The 20,030-nt window shown below is 42.6% G+C and carries 20 protein-coding genes; all 20 read right to left on the minus strand.

All coding sequences use genetic code 11. From position 1 onward, the window contains the following. Window positions 1–19: 19 nt before the first annotated feature. Window positions 20–4,483: a hypothetical protein gene (locus tag BSHG_RS18250; RefSeq protein ID WP_008657539.1), complete on the minus strand. Its 4,464-nt coding sequence runs from the start codon at window positions 4,481–4,483 to the stop codon at window positions 20–22. Beyond that, the gene (locus BSHG_RS18245; protein ID WP_008657541.1) at window positions 4,480–6,528 is read right to left on the minus strand and encodes a hypothetical protein; all 2,049 of its coding nucleotides are present in this window, start codon (window positions 6,526–6,528) and stop codon (window positions 4,480–4,482) included. Before BSHG_RS18245 ends, BSHG_RS18250 begins: the two co-directional genes overlap by 4 nt. Next, entirely contained in the window at window positions 6,525–9,518 is a 2,994-nt protein-coding gene (locus tag BSHG_RS18240; RefSeq protein ID WP_226777236.1) for a tape measure protein, read from the minus strand. The genes BSHG_RS18245 and BSHG_RS18240 overlap by 4 nt, the downstream gene beginning before the upstream one ends. 100 nt (window positions 9,519–9,618) lie before the next feature. Next, the gene (locus tag BSHG_RS18235; RefSeq protein WP_014299363.1) at window positions 9,619–10,236 is read right to left on the minus strand and encodes a hypothetical protein; all 618 of its coding nucleotides are present in this window, start codon (window positions 10,234–10,236) and stop codon (window positions 9,619–9,621) included. Between the two features lie 66 nt (window positions 10,237–10,302). Beyond that, on the minus strand, window positions 10,303–10,782 hold the full coding sequence (locus BSHG_RS18230) for a hypothetical protein (RefSeq protein ID WP_005821751.1): 480 nt from the start codon (window positions 10,780–10,782) through the stop codon (window positions 10,303–10,305). Window positions 10,783–10,813: 31 nt separating this feature from the next. Then, a complete protein-coding gene (locus BSHG_RS18225) occupies window positions 10,814–11,182 on the minus strand; it encodes a DUF3168 domain-containing protein (RefSeq protein WP_005821752.1) in 369 nt (122 codons plus the stop codon). After that, window positions 11,182–11,637, minus strand: a complete 456-nt coding sequence (locus BSHG_RS18220) for a hypothetical protein (RefSeq protein ID WP_005821754.1) — start codon at window positions 11,635–11,637, stop codon at window positions 11,182–11,184. The genes BSHG_RS18225 and BSHG_RS18220 overlap by 1 nt, the downstream gene beginning before the upstream one ends. Continuing rightward, window positions 11,634–11,957, minus strand: coding sequence for a head-tail adaptor protein (locus BSHG_RS18215; protein ID WP_005821755.1), 324 nt, complete (start codon window positions 11,955–11,957; stop codon window positions 11,634–11,636). Before BSHG_RS18215 ends, BSHG_RS18220 begins: the two co-directional genes overlap by 4 nt. After that, a complete protein-coding gene (locus BSHG_RS18210; protein WP_229067008.1) occupies window positions 11,954–12,241 on the minus strand; it encodes a head-tail connector protein in 288 nt (95 codons plus the stop codon). Before BSHG_RS18210 ends, BSHG_RS18215 begins: the two co-directional genes overlap by 4 nt. Before the next feature lie 24 nt (window positions 12,242–12,265). Further along, window positions 12,266–13,510, minus strand: a complete 1,245-nt coding sequence (locus BSHG_RS18205) for a phage major capsid protein (protein WP_005821758.1) — start codon at window positions 13,508–13,510, stop codon at window positions 12,266–12,268. Between the two features lie 10 nt (window positions 13,511–13,520). After that, entirely contained in the window at window positions 13,521–14,117 is a 597-nt protein-coding gene (locus BSHG_RS18200; RefSeq protein WP_005821759.1) for an HK97 family phage prohead protease, read from the minus strand. A gap of 2 nt (window positions 14,118–14,119) precedes the next feature. Further along, window positions 14,120–15,370 (minus strand): phage portal protein, encoded by a 1,251-nt coding sequence (locus BSHG_RS18195; protein WP_005821760.1) that lies wholly within the window; start codon window positions 15,368–15,370, stop codon window positions 14,120–14,122. Between the two features lie 40 nt (window positions 15,371–15,410). Further along, window positions 15,411–17,033 (minus strand): terminase large subunit, encoded by a 1,623-nt coding sequence (locus tag BSHG_RS18190; protein ID WP_005821761.1) that lies wholly within the window; start codon window positions 17,031–17,033, stop codon window positions 15,411–15,413. Beyond that, on the minus strand, window positions 17,030–17,413 hold the full coding sequence (locus BSHG_RS18185) for a phage terminase small subunit P27 family (protein ID WP_005821762.1): 384 nt from the start codon (window positions 17,411–17,413) through the stop codon (window positions 17,030–17,032). The genes BSHG_RS18190 and BSHG_RS18185 overlap by 4 nt, the downstream gene beginning before the upstream one ends. 301 nt (window positions 17,414–17,714) lie before the next feature. Next, window positions 17,715–18,107: a DUF5053 domain-containing protein gene (locus tag BSHG_RS18180; protein ID WP_005821764.1), complete on the minus strand. Its 393-nt coding sequence runs from the start codon at window positions 18,105–18,107 to the stop codon at window positions 17,715–17,717. A 48-nt stretch (window positions 18,108–18,155) separates the two neighbouring features. Then, window positions 18,156–18,311, minus strand: coding sequence for a hypothetical protein (locus BSHG_RS18175; RefSeq protein ID WP_225481586.1), 156 nt, complete (start codon window positions 18,309–18,311; stop codon window positions 18,156–18,158). Window positions 18,312–18,388: 77 nt separating this feature from the next. After that, window positions 18,389–18,691 (minus strand): HNH endonuclease signature motif containing protein, encoded by a 303-nt coding sequence (locus BSHG_RS18170; protein WP_005821766.1) that lies wholly within the window; start codon window positions 18,689–18,691, stop codon window positions 18,389–18,391. A 257-nt stretch (window positions 18,692–18,948) separates the two neighbouring features. After that, window positions 18,949–19,134, minus strand: a complete 186-nt coding sequence (locus BSHG_RS18160; RefSeq protein WP_005821768.1) for a hypothetical protein — start codon at window positions 19,132–19,134, stop codon at window positions 18,949–18,951. Between the two features lie 32 nt (window positions 19,135–19,166). Continuing rightward, on the minus strand, window positions 19,167–19,445 hold the full coding sequence (locus BSHG_RS18155) for a hypothetical protein (protein WP_005821769.1): 279 nt from the start codon (window positions 19,443–19,445) through the stop codon (window positions 19,167–19,169). A gap of 14 nt (window positions 19,446–19,459) precedes the next feature. Next, window positions 19,460–20,011, minus strand: coding sequence for a hypothetical protein (locus BSHG_RS18150; RefSeq protein ID WP_008657554.1), 552 nt, complete (start codon window positions 20,009–20,011; stop codon window positions 19,460–19,462). Between the last annotated feature and the right edge of the window lie 19 nt (window positions 20,012–20,030).

A 20,030-nucleotide genomic window follows, 5' to 3' on the forward strand; every position in this document is an offset into this window, starting at 1 on the left:
CTGCGCTCACAATGGGCATTTACCAAACATTGCGACCTACAACGAACACACGGAATGGACAATCACGGGGACCCTTGTTTGCGTCAAGCATTAAAACCTCAAAATAAGAGTTGTTTTGTGTCTCTACCTGACCGAATACCCAGCCATACCCCCCTAAGCCTTGTACTAAAACAGCGTACTGCAGATGCTTCAAACTGTGGTATATCCTGTATTTTCCAGTAGCTATTTTCTGTGCACTGGTTAAGGTGCACCCGTTGCCCCATTCATTAGTGACTGTACCCGCTTGATATACATATCCGGTACACAGCATTCCGGGAGCGTTCCACTTTTCACCGCCCCTTTGGGCGAAAATATGACTTCCATACGATTCTATCGAATTTGCAGTGCCTGCGTTAGCCAAACATCTTAGAGCAAAACCGGAACTTCCGTATGATTCAATACTTAGACCACTGTAATTGTCGTTTCGTATGGACATCAATGCAGTGCGTGAAGTTGTAGGGCTGTCCCCCTCTTCGTTAATACGAAGGAATTTATTACCGGACATGTTTAACAGGATCTTAGCCTGCGAATTGCTTGCCGAAACAAGAGAGCCTCCCGATATATTCCAGGCACCGATCTTTGCACCATCAGTTACCGTAAGGTTTCCGGTTGTGATCCTCTGTGCTGAAAATGCCTGTGCCACCACTTCCGCAGCTTCAATCACATTGGCAGACAGTTTGCCGTTTGCGTTGATGGCGGCTGTCTGTTGACCTGTGTTATTTTGGAATAGCAGGTTATCGGCTTTCAGAATGATTTTTCGGGACGTGATGTTGATTCCGGTTTCGACTAAGCCGTTTTGGGTGGCGGTGACACGACCGTCTGCGGCTTCGGCTTTGTTATTGGCTGTGCCTGCTAAGGAATTGGCGGAATTTGCCGCTTGTTCTACTACGCTTAATTTTGCGTGGTCTGAACTTAGAGTTAACTCAGCCGCACTTAATCGCCTACCTTGATCGTCCACTTTGTTCGCAGTTAAAGCTATGCTTTCCTGCGTCTGCTTTATTTCGGTATAGTATCCGTATGTGCGGACGGGTTCAGTTCCATCGGTGCGAACGGGGAACGATGTATTATACGAACCGTGATAATCGGTTTGATAAACGTTGATTACGTTTGGGTCAATAGTATCATCTACGGTTACGTCATACATAGAACCGCCCCTAATACCCATTCTACACGTAGACGTTTCAGTTATTTGTCCCAAATCAACAACTATCTTTGCACCCGCAGAAGTCCATGCTTTAGTATAGTCAAAGATATTGGTTACTGCTGGCAACGAACCCCAACCCGAACCGGACATCTCAAACGTTAAGTTCATAGAAAAACCGCCATCGTGAGTACCGTATGAAGGTTTTCCGTATCCCGCATCAAGAGGCCTACTTATTTCAACCCTTGTTTTGTGGTAAACCGGAATACTTATAACCAACGGGAAAAACTTATTATTGTCCCATCCTCTTAAATCTATTCGCTTTGATATATGCCTATTGGTGGTACTATTAATAACACCAATATCACCAACAACAGACGTGATACTTTTTTCGGTCTGTTCGACGCGTGAAGCAAGTCCGGTAACACGTCCATCAACGGTATTTATCTTTTCAACGGTGGATGTTATCTTACCTTCGACTACACTAATTTGACTATTAGTATATTCAGCACCTTTGTAAACTGCATCCTGAAAATTGGGACTCCATGCGGTTGCAATTTCACCCGCTTCTACTTTAAAGTCTTTTACCCATATATAAGCCCAATCAATTCTTTCTATATCAACAAAATTATATACATCCTTTTGTTCCTCTGTATTTTTCGTTACGTTAAATGTATGCTTGAAATAACTCCATTGGTTATCTGCTGTTGATTTAACAATTACGTTTTCAGAATCACACACATCAATAGTAAAACCAACTGGGGTATTTTGACTACCTTTAATCCATCCGGAAACGGTATACTTACCGGGGATAGGCGGGATAATATTAGGTATCCGCATAGCTCCTCCATTACCTTGTGAACCAACCAAATAGAAACCATGCAGAGACATTTGCCTTTCAATAGTAGGAGATGGATATAAAGTATTAAGCAGTGAACTTGTGTAACTATACAGGTTGTTAGCACCTATACCCAAATTTTCTACCTTAGTTTTAACGGATAGTTCAATTTTCCCGTCAACGGCAAGTATTTGTGTGTCGGTGTACTTTTTTGACTCAGTGAAAGAATCTTTAGGGGCAGGCTTCCATCCGGTCGCCGTGTCTCCTATTTCTATTTGAAAGTTATTGATCCGGCAAACTGATCCAGCGCCTAACTGTATATATGCAATAATATCAGTATCCAAAGAGTCCTCTATATCTTCGGGGACTTTGATAGTGTGAACGTACCTACCTTTGTCAGCCGTGGGGCTGGTAGAATCTACATACTTAAATGCACCGATATAGTAATATTGGGATGTGCCCGATTTATAAATAGCTTTTTCAAGCCCGAACCTTTGTGATGATCCCATCTTTAGATTGCTATACGCATAGTCGAACGAGATTGTTAAGGTTTTGCCTTTTAAATCCGTCCACGCTTTCGATAACTGAAACGCATATTGTGCGCCTGATCCATCCAATGCCTGTTGGGATTGTAACATCAGGTTTTCGCCTCCGATATTCAATTTTCTTTCAGTTGCAGACGGTATCCAATTAGCTACACCCACACTACCCTCGGTGATTACAGCCCATTTAATGTATGTCTCCGTTGATTCCTGTTGGGGAAACTTATAGAAGTAGAAATATGCCCCATCCGGATTAATAGGCGTTATAGGCTGCGAAAGTACCGTTTCTTCTGCGCTTTTCGGCAAAGTGCCTATCCAGCCGTACGAAGGATTGTTATACGCCCTGATAACATCAGAGTCCGCACACTTATAGCACACTGTAAGGGTATAGGTTTTGCCTGCTTCTAAATGAACGTCATACTTATACGATCCCATTTGATAGGGGTTAGCATTTAGTTTGTGGTTAGAGTCGTAAAGCAGATTAACGTCCGCTACTTTCATACTGCGTATGGCAAGCTCGATCTTTCCCGGTATAGCCGCTAACTCGGTAGCAATATTACTAAACTCCTGTTCAATGCTCTTTCCATTTCTCAGAATGAAAATACCTTTCAGGAAACAGTTCATCGCATACAGGCCGTATCCGGAGGGTTGGAAGTCAGCCGGAAAGTCTGTATCCGTCATGCCATCGAGACAACCCAAAATCACTTTGTTCTTTCCGGCCAAAGACGTGGAGTTTACCCCGTCCAGTACAGAAATGCGCGGCTTGCCATCTTCCGAAGCTGTGAGATACAAAATGCCCTGTCTGTTCGGATTCGTGAGGTTACCCATCTGAACCAGATCATCACCAACGGCCGGAGTTGTACCATTGGGAAATACGGATTTAAGTATAAGAATCGAATCATCATTAACCGAGGCAACCGGAACCCAGTAGTATTTAACGTGTCCGGATGTGTAGACCTGACAACGTACCAAGTCATCAGCGACAAACATCATGTCGCCCTCTATACCTAAAACATAGTAAGCCGGATCGCCGGACGTTTCCGAAACGGACTTAACACGCCCGTTAGCAGATGAAATCACCAGACCGCCGTTAACCGCACGAACTTTCGAAATGATAAGTTCAAAAATGGTCATGGCCTTACGGACTACGGCATTATCTATTTCAAGGTTCCAATCCCCATTGATAGCCTTGTATAGCTTCATCCCTTCACCCATCAGTCCGGGGATGAATCTTTCTGAACTGATATAGTCCTTGACTATGGTTTGAAACAGGGTTGCGACGTGCTCAACATTCAGATCGTATGTTTTTGCAAGTGCCTGAACGAGTAAATTTAAAGTATGCGTGTCACCTTTAGCCCAAATATCCGCGCCTGTTGAAATATTCCCTTCCGAATGGAGTGTGCCAACATTGGCCGAACCGGTTACTTCCAATGTAGCGGCTTTAACTTTCATCCGGGCAACTAAAGATTGCAATTCCGTGTCGCCACTTTCGTTGATAAATGTAAGCCCATCACCAACAAACAGCCCTTTCAGGAAAGTGATAGGCTCTTTAGCTATATCCGCTTTTACCTTGCTTAAATAAAGATCATCTATCTTCTTCAAAGCCTCTTTAATCGCTGCATCTATCTCCTTCAAAGTGCGCTTTGAAGAAAGCGTATTATCATCGGTTAATTCCGTGGTTGTATCCGATTCGGCAATGATACGCGAACGGATCTCTAACAGCGTCCGGAGCGATGACAGTACGTTGCTATCGGTAAACGACTTTGTGTCGGTAGCCTTTACAATGTCAACCGAAGCACCTCCACCGCCTCCGCCGTTAACAGTAATGCCGCCAGCCGTCCGGGTGATAACAGCCCCAGCCGGATAGTTCTTTGACCGGGGTTTCGCAGGAATGGATGTAGTTTTAATCTTTACGTCTTTCATGTCTCTATCATAATACACCGGAACTGCTCCATCTTATAATCGATACTTCCTCCGGCATTAATGAATATCTTATTAACCAGAGATTTGTCCGACAGTCTGGAAATAGGAGTTAAACCAATCGTTTCTTCTATTTCTTGTGTTAGCTTGATACGAGTAGTGCTATATCGATTGATTATACGCTGGATTAAATGCTCCTCCGGACGAATAGCCCTGTCAACCAGTACCGAATACAAATTATCACGAAGATAGTCCTCTCCTATCATCACTTTCGAATAGCATGCCCCATCATTGTTGTAACTGGATATTTTAAACTCGATTTCGTCTAATTCGTTAATGTAGTCTTCGTTAACGACATTTTCATAATAACGGTCTGTATTGTCGGTAGTCTTTTCGGCCTCGGTGCTCTTTCCATATTTAAAGGAAAAGTCTTTTAACAAGAATCCATTTATAAAAATAGCATTATGTATTTTAGATGCGTAAAGAGTAAATTCAAGCTCGCCATATAATAGGGTATCAATAGGGATTATTACGCCTGAAACACCTTTATATGGCATATATATTGTTTTTTGGTTCTCAATGGATACATAATCTAATCGGGCTTTGTTATTCTCTTCGGAGGCGGGAAGTCTAAAAAAATAATTGGGATTTGCAGACCATGCGAATGGGGCCAATCCGTTAGTACTGCCATAATATTTATTACCGATCCGTAATTGGCAAGCAGCCAACGGCATGTACGTGCCCCGGCTATTGTCCCAAGGAATCAAATCCATATCCGCTATCGTCTTATAGCTTCCAGATACAGCAAAGGCCCCTGATTCGTACACTGAGGACGCACCTTTAAAATCCATTATCTTTGTTAAGAGTTCCAGCCCGCCTATCATTGATAAGTCACCGACAGCACCCAAACACCTGGCTTGTATAACATTTGTAAACGAATAGTCTGAAATATCCGGCTTACCGTCCACTATTTTATAATTGCAGTACCTTTCCTGTATTCCTCCTATAAGTTTATGCGCATCATAAGCACGTAACTCTAAATCGTCATTGGTGATAACCGTATCGCCATCATACAGATACATGTTCCAGTTTTTCGGATAAAGAAACTGACGGTAACATTTTCTATCTTTATTCGTATTTAAACGTGACGAAAGAACTTTTGCATCTTCGTAACTCTCTTCCGGAAGTAAATTCCCAACCGGATAATTACTGTCTTTTACTGTTACTTTATTATAACCGCCCAAAATATCGAGCGTATGATTATCGCCGCTAAAGCCAACTTTTTGGACGTTGATAGTAAATCCCCTCACGGTTGCATATGCGGAAAAGTCCAACGCATACTTATAGTAATCGCCTGCATGATCCACATCTACGAAGTAAAGATCACCCCTCCAATCCACACAAGTCCAATTGAGGAATTTGCATATCTCTTCAAGCACCTCTTTTAGTTTCATTGGCTTGTCATCTTCATCAAAGAAATTCTGTTCACTTATCATCATGTCCTTCAGAACATTTGTCCAAGCCGTATAATTCGATTTATCCTTTGCGTAAACATGTGGAATATATACGTTTGAATAACAGCCTCGAGATTCAGAGACACAACGGGTTAATAATTCCCATAAAGTTACAAACCCTCTTTCTGTCCCGTTTTTGGGTTTATAATCGATATACTCCAAAGCGGACATGGCGCTGACACATTCAAGTTCCAATTCGAATATAGTACTGCTATAATCTTGTGTGTACAACTCCGGCTTGATAAAGCCACACCACGTTACCACGCCATCACGCTTAAATGTTACACGGTATTGCTGATAAGCTGTGGAAAACAAACTTTGCAAATAATCCGAACCTACTATCCGGATATTGGCCGTACTGAACCTGGACGGGACGTATAAGAAATCATCATCATCGATATCTACAGTAAATGGATTTCCAGCCCCCACTAATTCAGTAGGAGCCCCCACATACCCTTCTTTCTCTATTTCTATAATGCAAGATTTATTACGGAGACTTGCAAAAGGAATCGTATAAATCAATCCGTAGCTCATAATGGTTTCTTTCCTTGTTTTTTTAATGTGTTATTTATGGAGAGCAGAATATCCGGTCCGAGCACCTTGGCTTTCCCAAATTCTATTTGGACCCTATTTGAACTCCCCAAATTACCAGAGTTGATAGCATCAAACAAATTAGATTGCTGGGTCATATTCAAAATCATTTCCCCTTTATTCAGACGCGCCAATCCTTTATCTCCAAAAGATGTGCCCCCTAAATAGATCCCCCCTGAATTAAATCCGGGAGCGCTAATTCTCGCTGCTTCTATCATAGCCATCATTGTCGCTATTTGTCCCGCTGCCAGAGCCGCCCCGACAAAAGGTATTCCCGCATAAGCCGCTGTACTCTTCGATGCCATTTCTGTAACAGCCGCCGCACTTTTCTTCTGACTATTTTCTAATTCCATTTTTGTCGCTACCTCATCTGCGGCTATTTTAACAACTGTTCCTGCAACCGTTCCTGCTGTACTTTTCTCAAGTCCTTGCTGTGCCTCCTTGGCGCCAGCCAACTTTTTAGCCAAAACTGATATATTCTCAATAGTACGAACTATAGACGTAAAAGAATCAATCGTATTTATCATTGCATTCCAAATGGCCATGATTTTCTCCCATCCCGTTGCATCTACATCATTCATCACATCACGAAGGCTCGTAAAGGCCGATACGACACGATCGGAGCTTGTAGCGATATCCTTGATCCCTGAGTAAAGCGATTCATCCAGCTCCTTAGTGAATTTTTTCACGTCTTCTTTTACTTTAGCTAATTTCAAAGCCTCCTCCAAAGTAGGGACATTGGCTATCGCATTTGACAGTTCATCCGAAAGTTCCTTACCTACTTTCTTTGCCTGTTCCTGTAATTCTTTTGCGTATTCCTTTGCTTTATCAAGATTCTCAGAGGCAATATCCACTTTTGATTTTTTATAATCAAAAGTGGTATCGCGTGATTTCATCTTCACGGATGGGATATGTGATATCGCCTGATCCAGCATGTCCTTGATAAAAGCATCAGCCCTCTCACCGATTCCTTTAATGCTTGCGGCAGACTTAGCGGCCTCAACCGATAGCCCCGCAAGATGTTCATTGAAAGCCTTTTGAGAGATAAGTCCTTTTGAAAGCAAGGTTTTATTTTCTTTAACCTTATCATTGTACTCCTTCTGCACCTTCTCCATCTCTGCGGCCGCCTCATCATATAAAGGATGATCAATAACATCCTGAAGCATTTTGAGATATTTGCTATTAAGTATCTCTTTGTCACCTGACGCTTTGGCCTCTATCAACATCTTCCTCCCGAGTTCATCGACAGCTTTATAATATTCCGACTCCGACATCTTCTCGACTTCCCGGCGGGCATCCAATTCCCTTAAGGATTTAGCGTATTTCTCTTCGGCCTTTTGAAGTTCCGTCTTTTTAGAATCAGGTTCAGGAGGTGTAGAATCAGCCGTAGCCACAGAATTAGCAATCTCCTTGCCTAATCGACCTTTAGCGTCTTTTAGTATCTTGGCGTGTTCGATAAATGCATTCAAGTCATCTTTAAGCCCGTTTTCCCAGCCTAAAGCATCTTGGGTATGCACATCGTATTTCTTTTTAAATCTTTCCTCTTTTACTAAATCCCCGCGAGCCATCGCCCAGTCCGGAGCCATACTTCGTATCGTTTTGCCATTATATGATTTACCACCAATCTTTCCTAATTCATTTTCGCTATCAGCCACCTCTTTAGCAGCCAGTTCGGCTCTTGCTGCACTTTCTAATAATGATATACGCTTTTCAATAACTTTGTTAACATCTTGATTAACAATCAATTCAGTCCCTAAAATCCCATTTATCTGGGCTAAAATTCTTTTCTTATCTGATAATGTGACATTGGTCTTATTGTATTCCTCTTGCAGAGCGCGAATCTTGATTATTTCAGGAGTTTTTGAGGGAACATCATTCATTCGTTTCTGATATTCATCGAATAACCCTTTTATACGCTTTGACTCCCGATAGGCATTATACAATTTAGCGACTACAGCCCCAATGACCGTCAATATAGCCGTAGGAGCCATGGATATCAGGGTTGCCCTAATCGACATGGCGGCCTTAGAGAACGCCATTTTAATGGAGGCAGAAGTTCTCTGTGCTTTCCACGCTATTTCATTGAATTTTTGGCCGGCATCTTTAGCCGCCCGGCGTGCAGCGGATTTAGCAGCCAACTCAGCCCGGGATATCGACAGAAGTATTTTATTCACCAACCGGCTTGTTACCATAACCATGATGGCGGCAACCGTATAGGTAATTACCGATCTTATATTGTCAGCCGCCACCTTTACCGCGTTCGTTAGCCAATCGATCAAGGCTTTATATTTGCTCTGTACTTCCGTTCCATTCACGAATTCAGTGAATGCATTCTTAAGCCGGTTCACGGAAGTTTCCAAATTATCCGTATCTACGTTGGGAATCATCTTGTCAAGAGCCTCAGCAAACTTAGGAAGAACATCTTTACTCATTAATTTGCCCTGCTTTAACAACTTGTCAAGCCCCCCTACCGATACCCCTGCGGCTTTTGCCATGGCTTGCAGAGCGATAGGTAGGCGCTCTCCCATTTGTAAACGAAGCTCCTCTGAACTAACCTTTCCCTTGGACATCATTTGAGATAATGCCAGAAAGACGCCGTTGCTATCTTCCGCACTCATCCCAAATGCGGTTACTGCACGGGACACAGACTCAAATATTTTCCGCTGATCCATCATAGACATGCCCGATATGGAAGCGGCAGCCGTAAACTTAGCGTAATTCCCGGTCAACGCGTTGATCTCAATACCATATTTCTTCGCCATGTCCAACAAAAAACGCTGGTTATCAGCGAACCGGACCATGCTACCGGATACATTCTTCAAAGCAGTGGTAACCCGGCTGGTTTCCCTGGCAACATCGATCAGACGGGATACAAAGTTGCTCAACCCCAATCCACCGGCACCCAGTGCCGCCGCAAAAGTTAAGACCTGCATCTGCATCACTCTTAGACCGTTTTTAACGGAATTCGTACCTCTCTTGAAGTTTTCAGTCAGGAGGTTTATCGCAATCGAAAATGATAATCTACCTGCCATACTATTTATTTATTAGTTTCTTACCCTCTTTCATAAACTGTTCGAAGCGGTCTATATCTTCATTTATTGCTCTTTCCGCTTCCCTGGCCGCCTCTACTTCCTCCCATGGGAATGTTATCAGGTCCATAGCCCCGTTTTTCATCTTCTTGGAATCAATATGCGGCAACATGGTAAAGAATGTCCATAACCGGCTGGCTTCCATCTCTTCTTTACGTTTACGTTCATAGGCTTCAATATACATGGGCAAATCACACAACTCCATTTCCTCCAATGCATATGTAGCATCCAGACCGGACATGATAAGCGTTGACACGATATTGCCTATCATCCCCGGAGTGGTATCGGAATTGATCTTATCTGTACCAGCTCGTTTATTTTGAAACTGGGCCAATACAGACATCCTATTTTCCAAAGACAATACCATCTCACGAACCAATTTCCGGTTGGATAGTGTCTTTTTAAAAACATCAAACGTATATACTTCTCCTTTAGCAACTATTGTGGAGGTATATAACAATGCGTTTACATCCTCTTTATCTGAATAGTCCATTAAAGAAAATGATTTACCCCTGAGTTGTTCCCAGCGGATAACAGCCTTTATTGTCAATCTTGCTTCCATCCAATTTATTAATTAAAAAGGCGGCCATCTACGGACCGCCTTCGATATTCATCATTATTGTATTTCTTATCCTCCCACCCCGACAGGCTCAACCGGGGCAAGGGCGCCAATTCCCTTAAAAGAAGCACTGCATGAAACAATCTGTCCATTATCTGATTTAATGGATAAGGACGTGATAATTACTTTACCCGTATAGTTCTTTTGCTTTGTATCCTTAGTGAAAGTTCCACCGAAATTATCCTTATCGGCAGACGCAGGGCTCCCCAAAAAGAAGTCAAGTACCTCACCTGCTATCTGCTTACTCAAAAGAGTGTCAAAGCTCATTGCACCTTCTTTTCGGGTTAACAATGATTCACTTGACAGGGTAAAGCTTTTTTTCCCAGGAAGCGAACCGGCCCAGTCCCCCATCATTTTATTAGAAATATCAATCTCTTCTGTTGAAACATCCAACCCGCAGCTGGAAGCAAAAGCAATAGGTTCATCACCGATGAAAAGCATAAGCTCCCCCCGATAAATGTCTTTGCTGGAATCTAATTTTGTTGCCATTGTTTTTAAAATTTTAGTTTTACGTTTCATATTAATCAATTGAAAACTGCAAGACTTGGAAATATTTTCCGGATTCATAATCCTCTGTAGAATCTTCCATCCTGATTTTCATTACCGGATCTACAAAATCCCCCTCCAAAGCATCATAGATAAGACTTGCCAATTCCTGGGAGCGGGTGTAATTATCACTCACGGCAGTTACGAATATGGTCGGAACCTGACGGGCAACTGCCATCTTGGTGTACTCCTGCTTGAATCCATCCCGTTGATATATAATAAAATCTCCCTCGGTTCCATTCGGGGCAACCAACGGAAATATTTTATCACCTACCATTGTCTTGATACCCAAAGAATCCTGCAAGATAGTCCGTACCTCTGTTGTTACTTTAAACTTGTTCATTATCCCCTGTCGTTAATACGTTGCACGGCTCTTTCAATCCCCGCATATAGAGCATCCATCGCCTTCTTTTCCTCAGAAACTTTCGCATCTTCCCAGAATCGGTTAGCAGGCATAAGTCCGCGAGATGCCCCCGCCCTTACGCTTTTCTTTCCGGTGGTAGTTCTCGCCCTGGTTCCGGCATCAACCAAATGGGAGTGATTTCCTCCCGGACGATCAAAACCGGCCAAAGCCCCTAATTTGTTCCGTTTAACCCTGGTGGTAAAAGAGTTCATCAAATGCCCGGTCTGCTTCCCGTGATGCAATAGACGCGAACGTAAATTGCTACGCCCTCTCACACGAAAAACATTCACAGCGGCCCGAAGCCCACTTTTTATGGCCTTATCCTTCTCAAAGGTCTCTAACTGGTCTACCAAATAAATTATGTTTTCCCTGTCTATGGTCCTTATCTGTATCATATATTCAGTTTTTCAAGTGTGATTACAAGCGTGTTATCTCTTTGTGGATCAATCATCTTTATCGCATATTCCACTCCCCGATAAACAACCCTCTGGTTTTCTTTAATCGCCGGATAATTCCGAACCTGGAATACTATAATACTACCAATAAATTGCTCCATGGCATTCACTCCGCTCTTGTCTGCAACAGCAGACATCTTCCGGCGCGAAGCCTTGCAAGTCAACACCGTTTCATATCTATTGGATACAAAACCGTTCAGGTCCTGGCTTTTCACCTCTTCCCTGAATTCCAGAATCTCACGTAACAGTCCCGCTTTCATTTGGAGTAATCAATGTATGGTTGTAATAAATAGTCCAGCAAACCGACTTTGTCCCGCGCCCGTTCCGCGACAAAGTTGACTTCCCGATCCCGAAACAAACCTCCGGCAACAAGAAGGATAGCTGAGAGAATAGGGTCGGGCAGCTTCCCTTCGCTATCCTCCAGCGTATCTAGATCCCGACGTATGTGATTAGCTACAGCCCCTTCAGCGGCGGCAACATATACACCAATGATACTATCATCATCGGTGTATTCTGTTTCGATGTAAAGGTGCTTCTTCGCCAAATCTAACGATACGTACTTCATGGCTTACTTCATTGAGGCAATGGAGAATGACTCAGGGCGAATCATACCCATATTCCAATAAGAATTAATCACCAAACGTACAACTCCCTCCAACATGCGGGAATACGGATCCACTTTGATTTCCAGCGCTCCCCACTGACCTATAAAGTAGTCATTCCAGTTACCAAAAACAATGCCGAATTCATCTTTAGCGGTCTGCAAGCCTTTAGGCAGGTTATTGGTGCGAAGCGCTTTATATCCGTTAAGAGTACCTTCACCCTTATCGCCAAAAATGAAGCCTCCGGCACCGGAAGCATCTTTCACTTTAGTTTTGGCCTTACCTACCAAAGACGGGTGCATAATGTAAGCCAAATTACCAAAGAGCGCATTGTTGATATCCGCATTGGTTTCCAACTCCACAATTTTAGCCCAATCCATGACACCGTTAATGGCCGGCACTGTCTGAAACAGCCCGTCGGGCGTATTATCATTGTGAGCGTGCGTACCAAATGCGGTTTGCTCAACCTTTTGCGCAATAGCAGCAGCCAACGTTTGTCGAATAATTGCCTCAACCGAAGTATTTTCCTGGACAAGCAACTGCTCGGAGATATCAACATAAGCCGTCAGTCTCTTGGGTTTATAGGCGTCACCTTTGCTGAATTGCCCGGCACCGTCTTTGGCTTTAGCGTTTTCACCCTCCCAGAAAACATTGGAACCGCTATACTTCGGCCAATAAATATCCCCCTGTAAACCGGTCATAAATCTGGCTCCCGCCTGAGCCAAGACCAAAGAGGATTGAAGCGGCAGCAACAATTCCTGCTGCTCCTGATCAATGACTACTCCCGTAGCCGATTCGGTTGCCGCCGTAAACATTGCCCGCTTCTCCAAGCTCATCGGGATTACCAATGAATTTTGAGATGACCTCGTTACCCCTGCGCTATTATGCAGGCGCGTTGCCGCCTCAATAACGGAAGCATCCGCATCATGCTGTCCCTGTCCGGAAATATAGTTGGCCAATGAACGACGGAGAGAAAAGCGTTCCTGACCGGGTTCTACATGGGGAGTCCCTTTACCTCTGTTCTCGGCCTCCTTGGTTGCAATCTCCATATTAATGTCAGTCATCCGGCACTGGATCTCTCCAAGTTCCGTATTTTCGCCCTCGTTTAACATGCGTTTTTCGGCTCTCGCACCATCAGTTATCGCTTTAGCACGGATAGAAAGCTGGGTTCTTTCGTCTTTTAAATCTGTAATTGATTTTTCTCTTGGCATAATCGTTAAATTAATTATTAAATAATTTTTCTATATTCTCGTAATATTCATCCAACTCTCCGGATTTTCTCTGTTCTTCCTGTTTACGAAAATCTTCTTCGGCCTGCTCCTTGCCTCTCATATAAACCGATGTTTTGCTATATGCGGCATTATATACAGGCGCGACATCATATAAATGATCTATTTTCAATATTGTCCGCTTCCATGTTCCATCACTTTTCTTTTCCCAAGTCTCTTCCTCTACATCAAAGCAAAAAGAACTCTCGGCGATCTCGCCTCTCCGGATATTTTCCATCAGCTCATCTCCGAGCCCAGTCTTTGGAGCCTCAAAACGGTATCTCAATCCCTTGCTATCAATAGATAATGTCAACGAGCCAGTCCCCCGATTGCATCGGGCAAGAATCCCCCGACTTTGGTCATGGTTTAGCAACGCAAATACATCACTTTTCTCAATAACACCATCCAGAGCTCCATGCTCAATCACCTCTTCAAAACTTAAACCGTCCGAAGACACGCCAAAAAGCAAAGCATACCCTTCAACGGTTCGCTTTTCTTCGTCTGACACCACTTGATAGGCAGTATTTCTTATTTCTCTCTTTTCATCCATAATCAATCCTTTTCTTCATTAACCACAGAACTGTCGGACAACTTGGAATTTTTATCTATGACAGGGTCGGCTACCGCACGATCTAATGTTTGTGTATTGACTTGCACAAAGGCTTTATCTCCATTTTCTAATCGGGGCAAATTATTCTCCCGGCGAATTTCATTGGGTGTCATCCCTGCAACATAAAACATATCCTTTGCATATGCGGCCTGCGCCTTTTTGTCTGTACGCAAAATTGCCGATGTATCAAATTCAGCCAATATCCGGCCACGTTCGGATTTAAGAAAAACTTTCCGATTGATCTCCTGCTCAATCTTGGTAATGACAGCCAGCACCGTATCCGTCAGGTATTGAAGCTGCGTAGCCTCAACAGTGGAGTAGCTCGATTTAGACAGGTCAAAAGCCTTAACAGGAGAGACGGAGAAAAAACGGCATAAATCCACCACATTAAACTCCCTGGACTCCAATAGTTGCGAATCCTTGGGACTGATAGTGATCGGCTGGTACTTCATATTCCCTTCAAGCACAGCAATGCCATTGGGTTTCCCCCCTACAGAAGAAGTACGATTTTCCCAAGTTTCATAGATCTGGTCTTTTTGTTTTTTATCCAAGCGGCCCTCAAATGCCAAGATACCCGCCACGTTACCGCCACCCTTAAAGAATCCTGCGGCATGCGCCTCACTGTCAGAGGCGATACCCAGCGTTTGCCGGGCATGGGTCAGCGTAGACACCCCAATGATTCCGTCATAAGAAAAGTTCAATACATGAATCATATCCTTAGGCTGTACCAGATCCTTAAACCCTGTAATCCTGTAACGTTTTCTACGAATGCCTTTCGCATCTACTATCCATTCTATACCTACTTGGAAAGAAGGAACATAGATTAGTTGTAAATCCGTCCCATCCCTTTCGATATAGGCATAACCGTTACCTGTTAAAAGGACTGAGGCCATCAATGTTTTAAAGAAGACGTACCTGGTCATGTCTTCATTAGGCTCTGTATTCAGAACATGGTAAGCTGGATGCCATTTACACTCCTTCTTAAAACCTTCTTCATCCAATTGATAGGTTTTTAATGGCAAGACAGCCACACTGTCAGAAATCAAGTCCACACACCGATAAACAGTAGAAAGCAACATTGGCTTATCACGGCTCAACAACAGCGATCTTCCACCGGAACTCCAAGCAGCTATATTAGATACCTCCTGTTTGGACGCTTTTCTAATCTCAATATTTAGAATTGGTATTTTCATTGTTTTCCTTTTACCATCTAACCAGAAAATTGTCCGACAGTTAATAGAATTCCCCGTACCGCGGAGACATCAGATAAATGCCAAGGGCTTCCAGCTTGGCTATTACTCCGTCTATTTTCTTCTCTTCAAACTGCTTCGACGGTTTGGTATTTCCATTCCGATCCCGTGCCATAATCACATTGCGGAAACAATGCCGGTTAATGACATTGTTGTCAATCACTGCCCGTCCGGATAATAACAAGCGCTCCATCTCCTTTGTGGGACGGTTAAAGTTTCCCAATGCTTGGGAAAACTCCTCCATCGGCAACCCCTGATCTGTGGCGTTGATAACAAACTGTGTTGCGTTCCATGCATCATAAGCCACTTTTTGAATGAAAACAATCTCCCGGATACGCATCAGGTCATTGAGTATATAATCATAGTCCGTTACATTGCCCGGCGTAATGGTAATCAATCCCTGCCTACGCCAATCGCCATACAAATCCTTAAATCGTTTTTCTTGTAACGCCGCCTCTGGAAGATAATACAGGGTTTTAAAGTAATATTTGTCCTGAGTCGGAAACATAAAACTCATACAGGTGAGATCACTCGTACTTGATAAGTCAATACCTGCATAGCAATCCATGTCCCGGAATTGCTCGAAATCAAGATTGGCAGAAGCGTTAAGGATGTAGTGATCCGGTATCCAAACAGTTTCCGCATCACACCACATATTGATATTCTTCGTTTTGATTCCAACTTCTTCTGAAGGAGAATTTATTGCCTTTTGAACCTGTTCCCTCAAATATTTAGGCTTTACTGTGACCCCTAAATTAGGATTACTCTTGCCCCACACTTTTTCATTTTTCCAATCATCCCCTTCATCTAAAGCATAAATCAAAGCAAAAAGGGTATCATCTTCTTTCAAGCCCTTCAACACTTCCGTACACATTTCACGAAACTGGTAGCATGGACCCAATTTATCAAAACCGGCGGTAGTGATAATGATACTCATCGGATCATCACGCATACCCTGCCCGGATTGGAGTACATCTTTCAAACCTGAATTTTTAGCCGCATGGTATTCATCAAGTAAAAACATAGACGGATTAGGGCCATCTAATTTGCTGGAATCAGCGGCAAGCACTTTCAAAAACGACAATGTTTTATCGAAGTTTATTTGATCGCGGAAAGACACAAGATACCGATGCTTAGGATCAAGCCCGGATACAAAGTTACGGCACATTGTAAAACTAACCTTTGCCTGATCTTTACTGTTAGCCGCCAAGTAGACTTCCGCAGCCGACTCGCCATCGGCGATAAGATGATATAGACAAAGTGCAGCCGCAAAAGCCGACTTGCCATTTTTACGGGCCATCTCAATGTATACAGATGAAACCAACCTGCACCAAGAGCCATCCTCATCTTTTTTATAGAATCCGTAGATACTTGCTACTGCAAACTCTTGCCAAGGCAGTAACGTAAACGATTTTCCGGCATGACGACCGGTGTAATGCCTCAACAAAGAAATAAATTCAATAGCATAATCCGCCCGATTCTCTCTAAAATCTATATCATCCCGTTCAAAAAGAACATAAAACCGTTCGACGGCCTGCTTAATAAACTCTCCCACTACAATCTTGCCATCTCTAACATCAGCGGCATATTGATAGTATCCTTTCATCGTCTCTCACGGGCCCCTTTCTTTAAAAATTGGTCTAAAGGAGAATCATTTTTATCTTCTGATTTCATAGCCTTAATATTTCCACGGCTTTTAATAGTCAAACCATACTCTGTCATGATTTTCATTACCTGAGCATAGTTTTTAGTGGCAATATTTTGAGCCGGATTAGCTGCTTTTTCGTATTTTATCTCAATAACGGGGCCTTCTTTAAGCAGGATATCAGTTGCCTGCATATACATCTCGTAGCTGGTTGCAAGCATTCTAATAGCTCCGAGATCAATATTCTGAATAGCTTTTCTAGCATTTAGCTCTTTTACCACATCCTTTATAAACTTCTGTGTTTCATCGGATAAATTATCGGGCATTACAAATTTCACCATATTCTGTTTTTATAATAACCACATGAATGTCCGACAAATAAAACGTTAATGCTTTAACAAATTCAAAATTTGAAAAAATTCCGTGCGTGTGAAGAAGGGTTGGGCGAGGTTTCGGAAGTCGATTTGCTCAAAATTCAACCCCATACCCGTGGAACAATGTTAATCCAGTTTTAACACAGTGTTTCACGGAAACACTGCCGTGGAACATAGCAGACTGCGTTTTAACATATAGTTCCACGAAAAGTGGAACAAAAAAGCCCCACCTTTACAGATGGGGCCACAAACTATTGCTTAGTTATCGTCAAAAAACAAAAGCAGCAGCTTGACTTATCTTCTTACCTATATCGGTCAATGCACCGGCCAAGGTTTTTAACTCAGCATCATTAAACCGAATGGGCTTCCCGTTGACAATACTTCCATTTAAACGTTGGTAAAACCACTGGGGAGACCTCTTAAAATATGTTTTGGCTAATGCTGAAACAGAGATAAACGGCAACACCGATTCCAACTTCTCTCTTAGTAATATTTCATCCGCTTCTTTGTTGGTGTCCTTGATGCATTCTATCAAACCTTCCGCAAACTGATCCATATCTTGATCCGCCAAAGCTTTCATCTCTTTGTCTACTGCCTCAATCTCCGCTTCGGTATTAGCATTGGCAAAGCGTTCCTTTAGTCTTTCTATATCTGTCTTCATAACTTCTTTATTTAGCCTCCCTGTCTTTCAAGGGAGGCGGTTGACAACTTACATTTCCTTTAACTTTTTAGTTAATAACTCGATTTGATAATCAAGCTCTTGTTTATAATGCCCTCTGTCCTGTAGCTCTTTGTAGTAGCGAAGGTAGAACAGCAAATCCTTCTCTAACTTTATCCGTTCTTTACTTACCGGTTTTTCTCCCATATTGCTTTTGTTTTTTGACACTACAAATATAATAACATTATTGTTATTAAGCAAATATTCCAATAACTTTTTTGTTATTATTTTGAGTTATGTATATTCTGATGGCATTGCTTACAAAGGCTCATTAAGTTGTCATAATCGTATGCTAATGATTTACGCTGTAAAGGATCATTCGTAGTCATGAATGATACGATATGATGAACATCCTCAGCCGGTGTAGCCAATCCCTTTTGCCAGCATACCTCACATAGAGGGTTATTCACCATCTTCCATGCTCGAAGCCTGCGCCATCGCTCTGAATTATATATCTTACGACGGGCATCATCATACATATTATTGCTCTTCTGTTCCCTCTTTTTGGGTTTGTAAATAGTCGGCATATGGTATTTCTCTTAATTGTTTAGAATCTTGAATTATCTGAAATGCTATCATTTTGTAACGATAGCAAAAGTGTTTTATAATATCCTCTTCCGATTCTAACAGGCTGGCCTCAACATCTTGAATGACATAAAGCACCGTGTCCTGAAAGATGTCCTCACGAGATAGTGAGCCATGAAACGTATCGAATTCGACACAACAAAGCGATCGAAGCTTAAGATAATTCTTTCCGATTGCTTCGGCCACCTTAGGATAATAACTATTTCGCTTGTACCTGTTTCTCATTTAGAATCAGATTACCGGAATCATCCGTTATTTCCCTCAAACTGCGCGCAACCATGCTTCTGATTACAACTGACATATTGACTCCCATTTTCTCAGATACCTCTTTCAATAGCATCCAAGTATGTTCATCAAATCGGACTGACCTTCTTTTGTTTCCCATTCCAATACGACTTATTAATCCTCTAAAACATATCAATAATTATAATTCGCCCGCCTAGGCTGATCAAGCCGGCGGCTATCCGTCAGCCGTGACAACTCTTCCTCCTTCCGGTGTATAGAAACCATCAGGTTATTACGAATATCCGAAAGACGCAGCCACTCTTCCAAGGAGGGGGTATCTTTAGCTCCCAGCTTTTCATTGATCCGGGCTAACTCTTCACTGCTGCGATTAATTTGACTACGAATACACAGTATCCGATCCTGTCTGGTTTGAAATCCACCCAGACCATTACTATCTATCGTTGTTTCCATTTCTGTATCGAGAATTAATATTTCTTCCCGTGCATTTTCCCACAGTGTTCATTATACTTCATCTTCTGCTCAATGTGCCACTCCAAATCCATATCGTAAAATTCGGCAAGCTCAAACACCTGACGAATAGCATAATTAAGACATTCCTCCGTTGTGTATTTGTAATTCACAATATCTTTGATGATAGCATAGCAGTTCTCGGTAAATGACTTCTTCCTGCTTACAATGTATGCAACAATGAATATACCATTCAAATTAATACCCCGAAGACCGGCCATATCAAGCATACGAATAACCGTATCGGCCAATTCAGCCTCAACCGTATCTTTGACCAGCCTTTCAAAAGCATCCACAAAAGCCTCAGACATATGATCGGAATTGGAACTGACAACCGATTCAAATTCCGCTTTGTCAGCCCGCCTGCCTTTTCTGTCAGCTTCTACAGCTTCGGACAACTCTGTTATTACAAGCATGAAACAATGATTGTCACTCAATTCTCTATCATGAAATCCATGATCACAGGCATTTTGATAAGCCCTGTTACGAAGGGTGTTCAAATCTAACATAACGTATATCTTTATAAGT

This window comes from Bacteroides sp. 3_2_5 (genome assembly GCF_000159855.2).
GTDB lineage: Bacteria > Bacteroidota > Bacteroidia > Bacteroidales > Bacteroidaceae > Bacteroides > Bacteroides fragilis.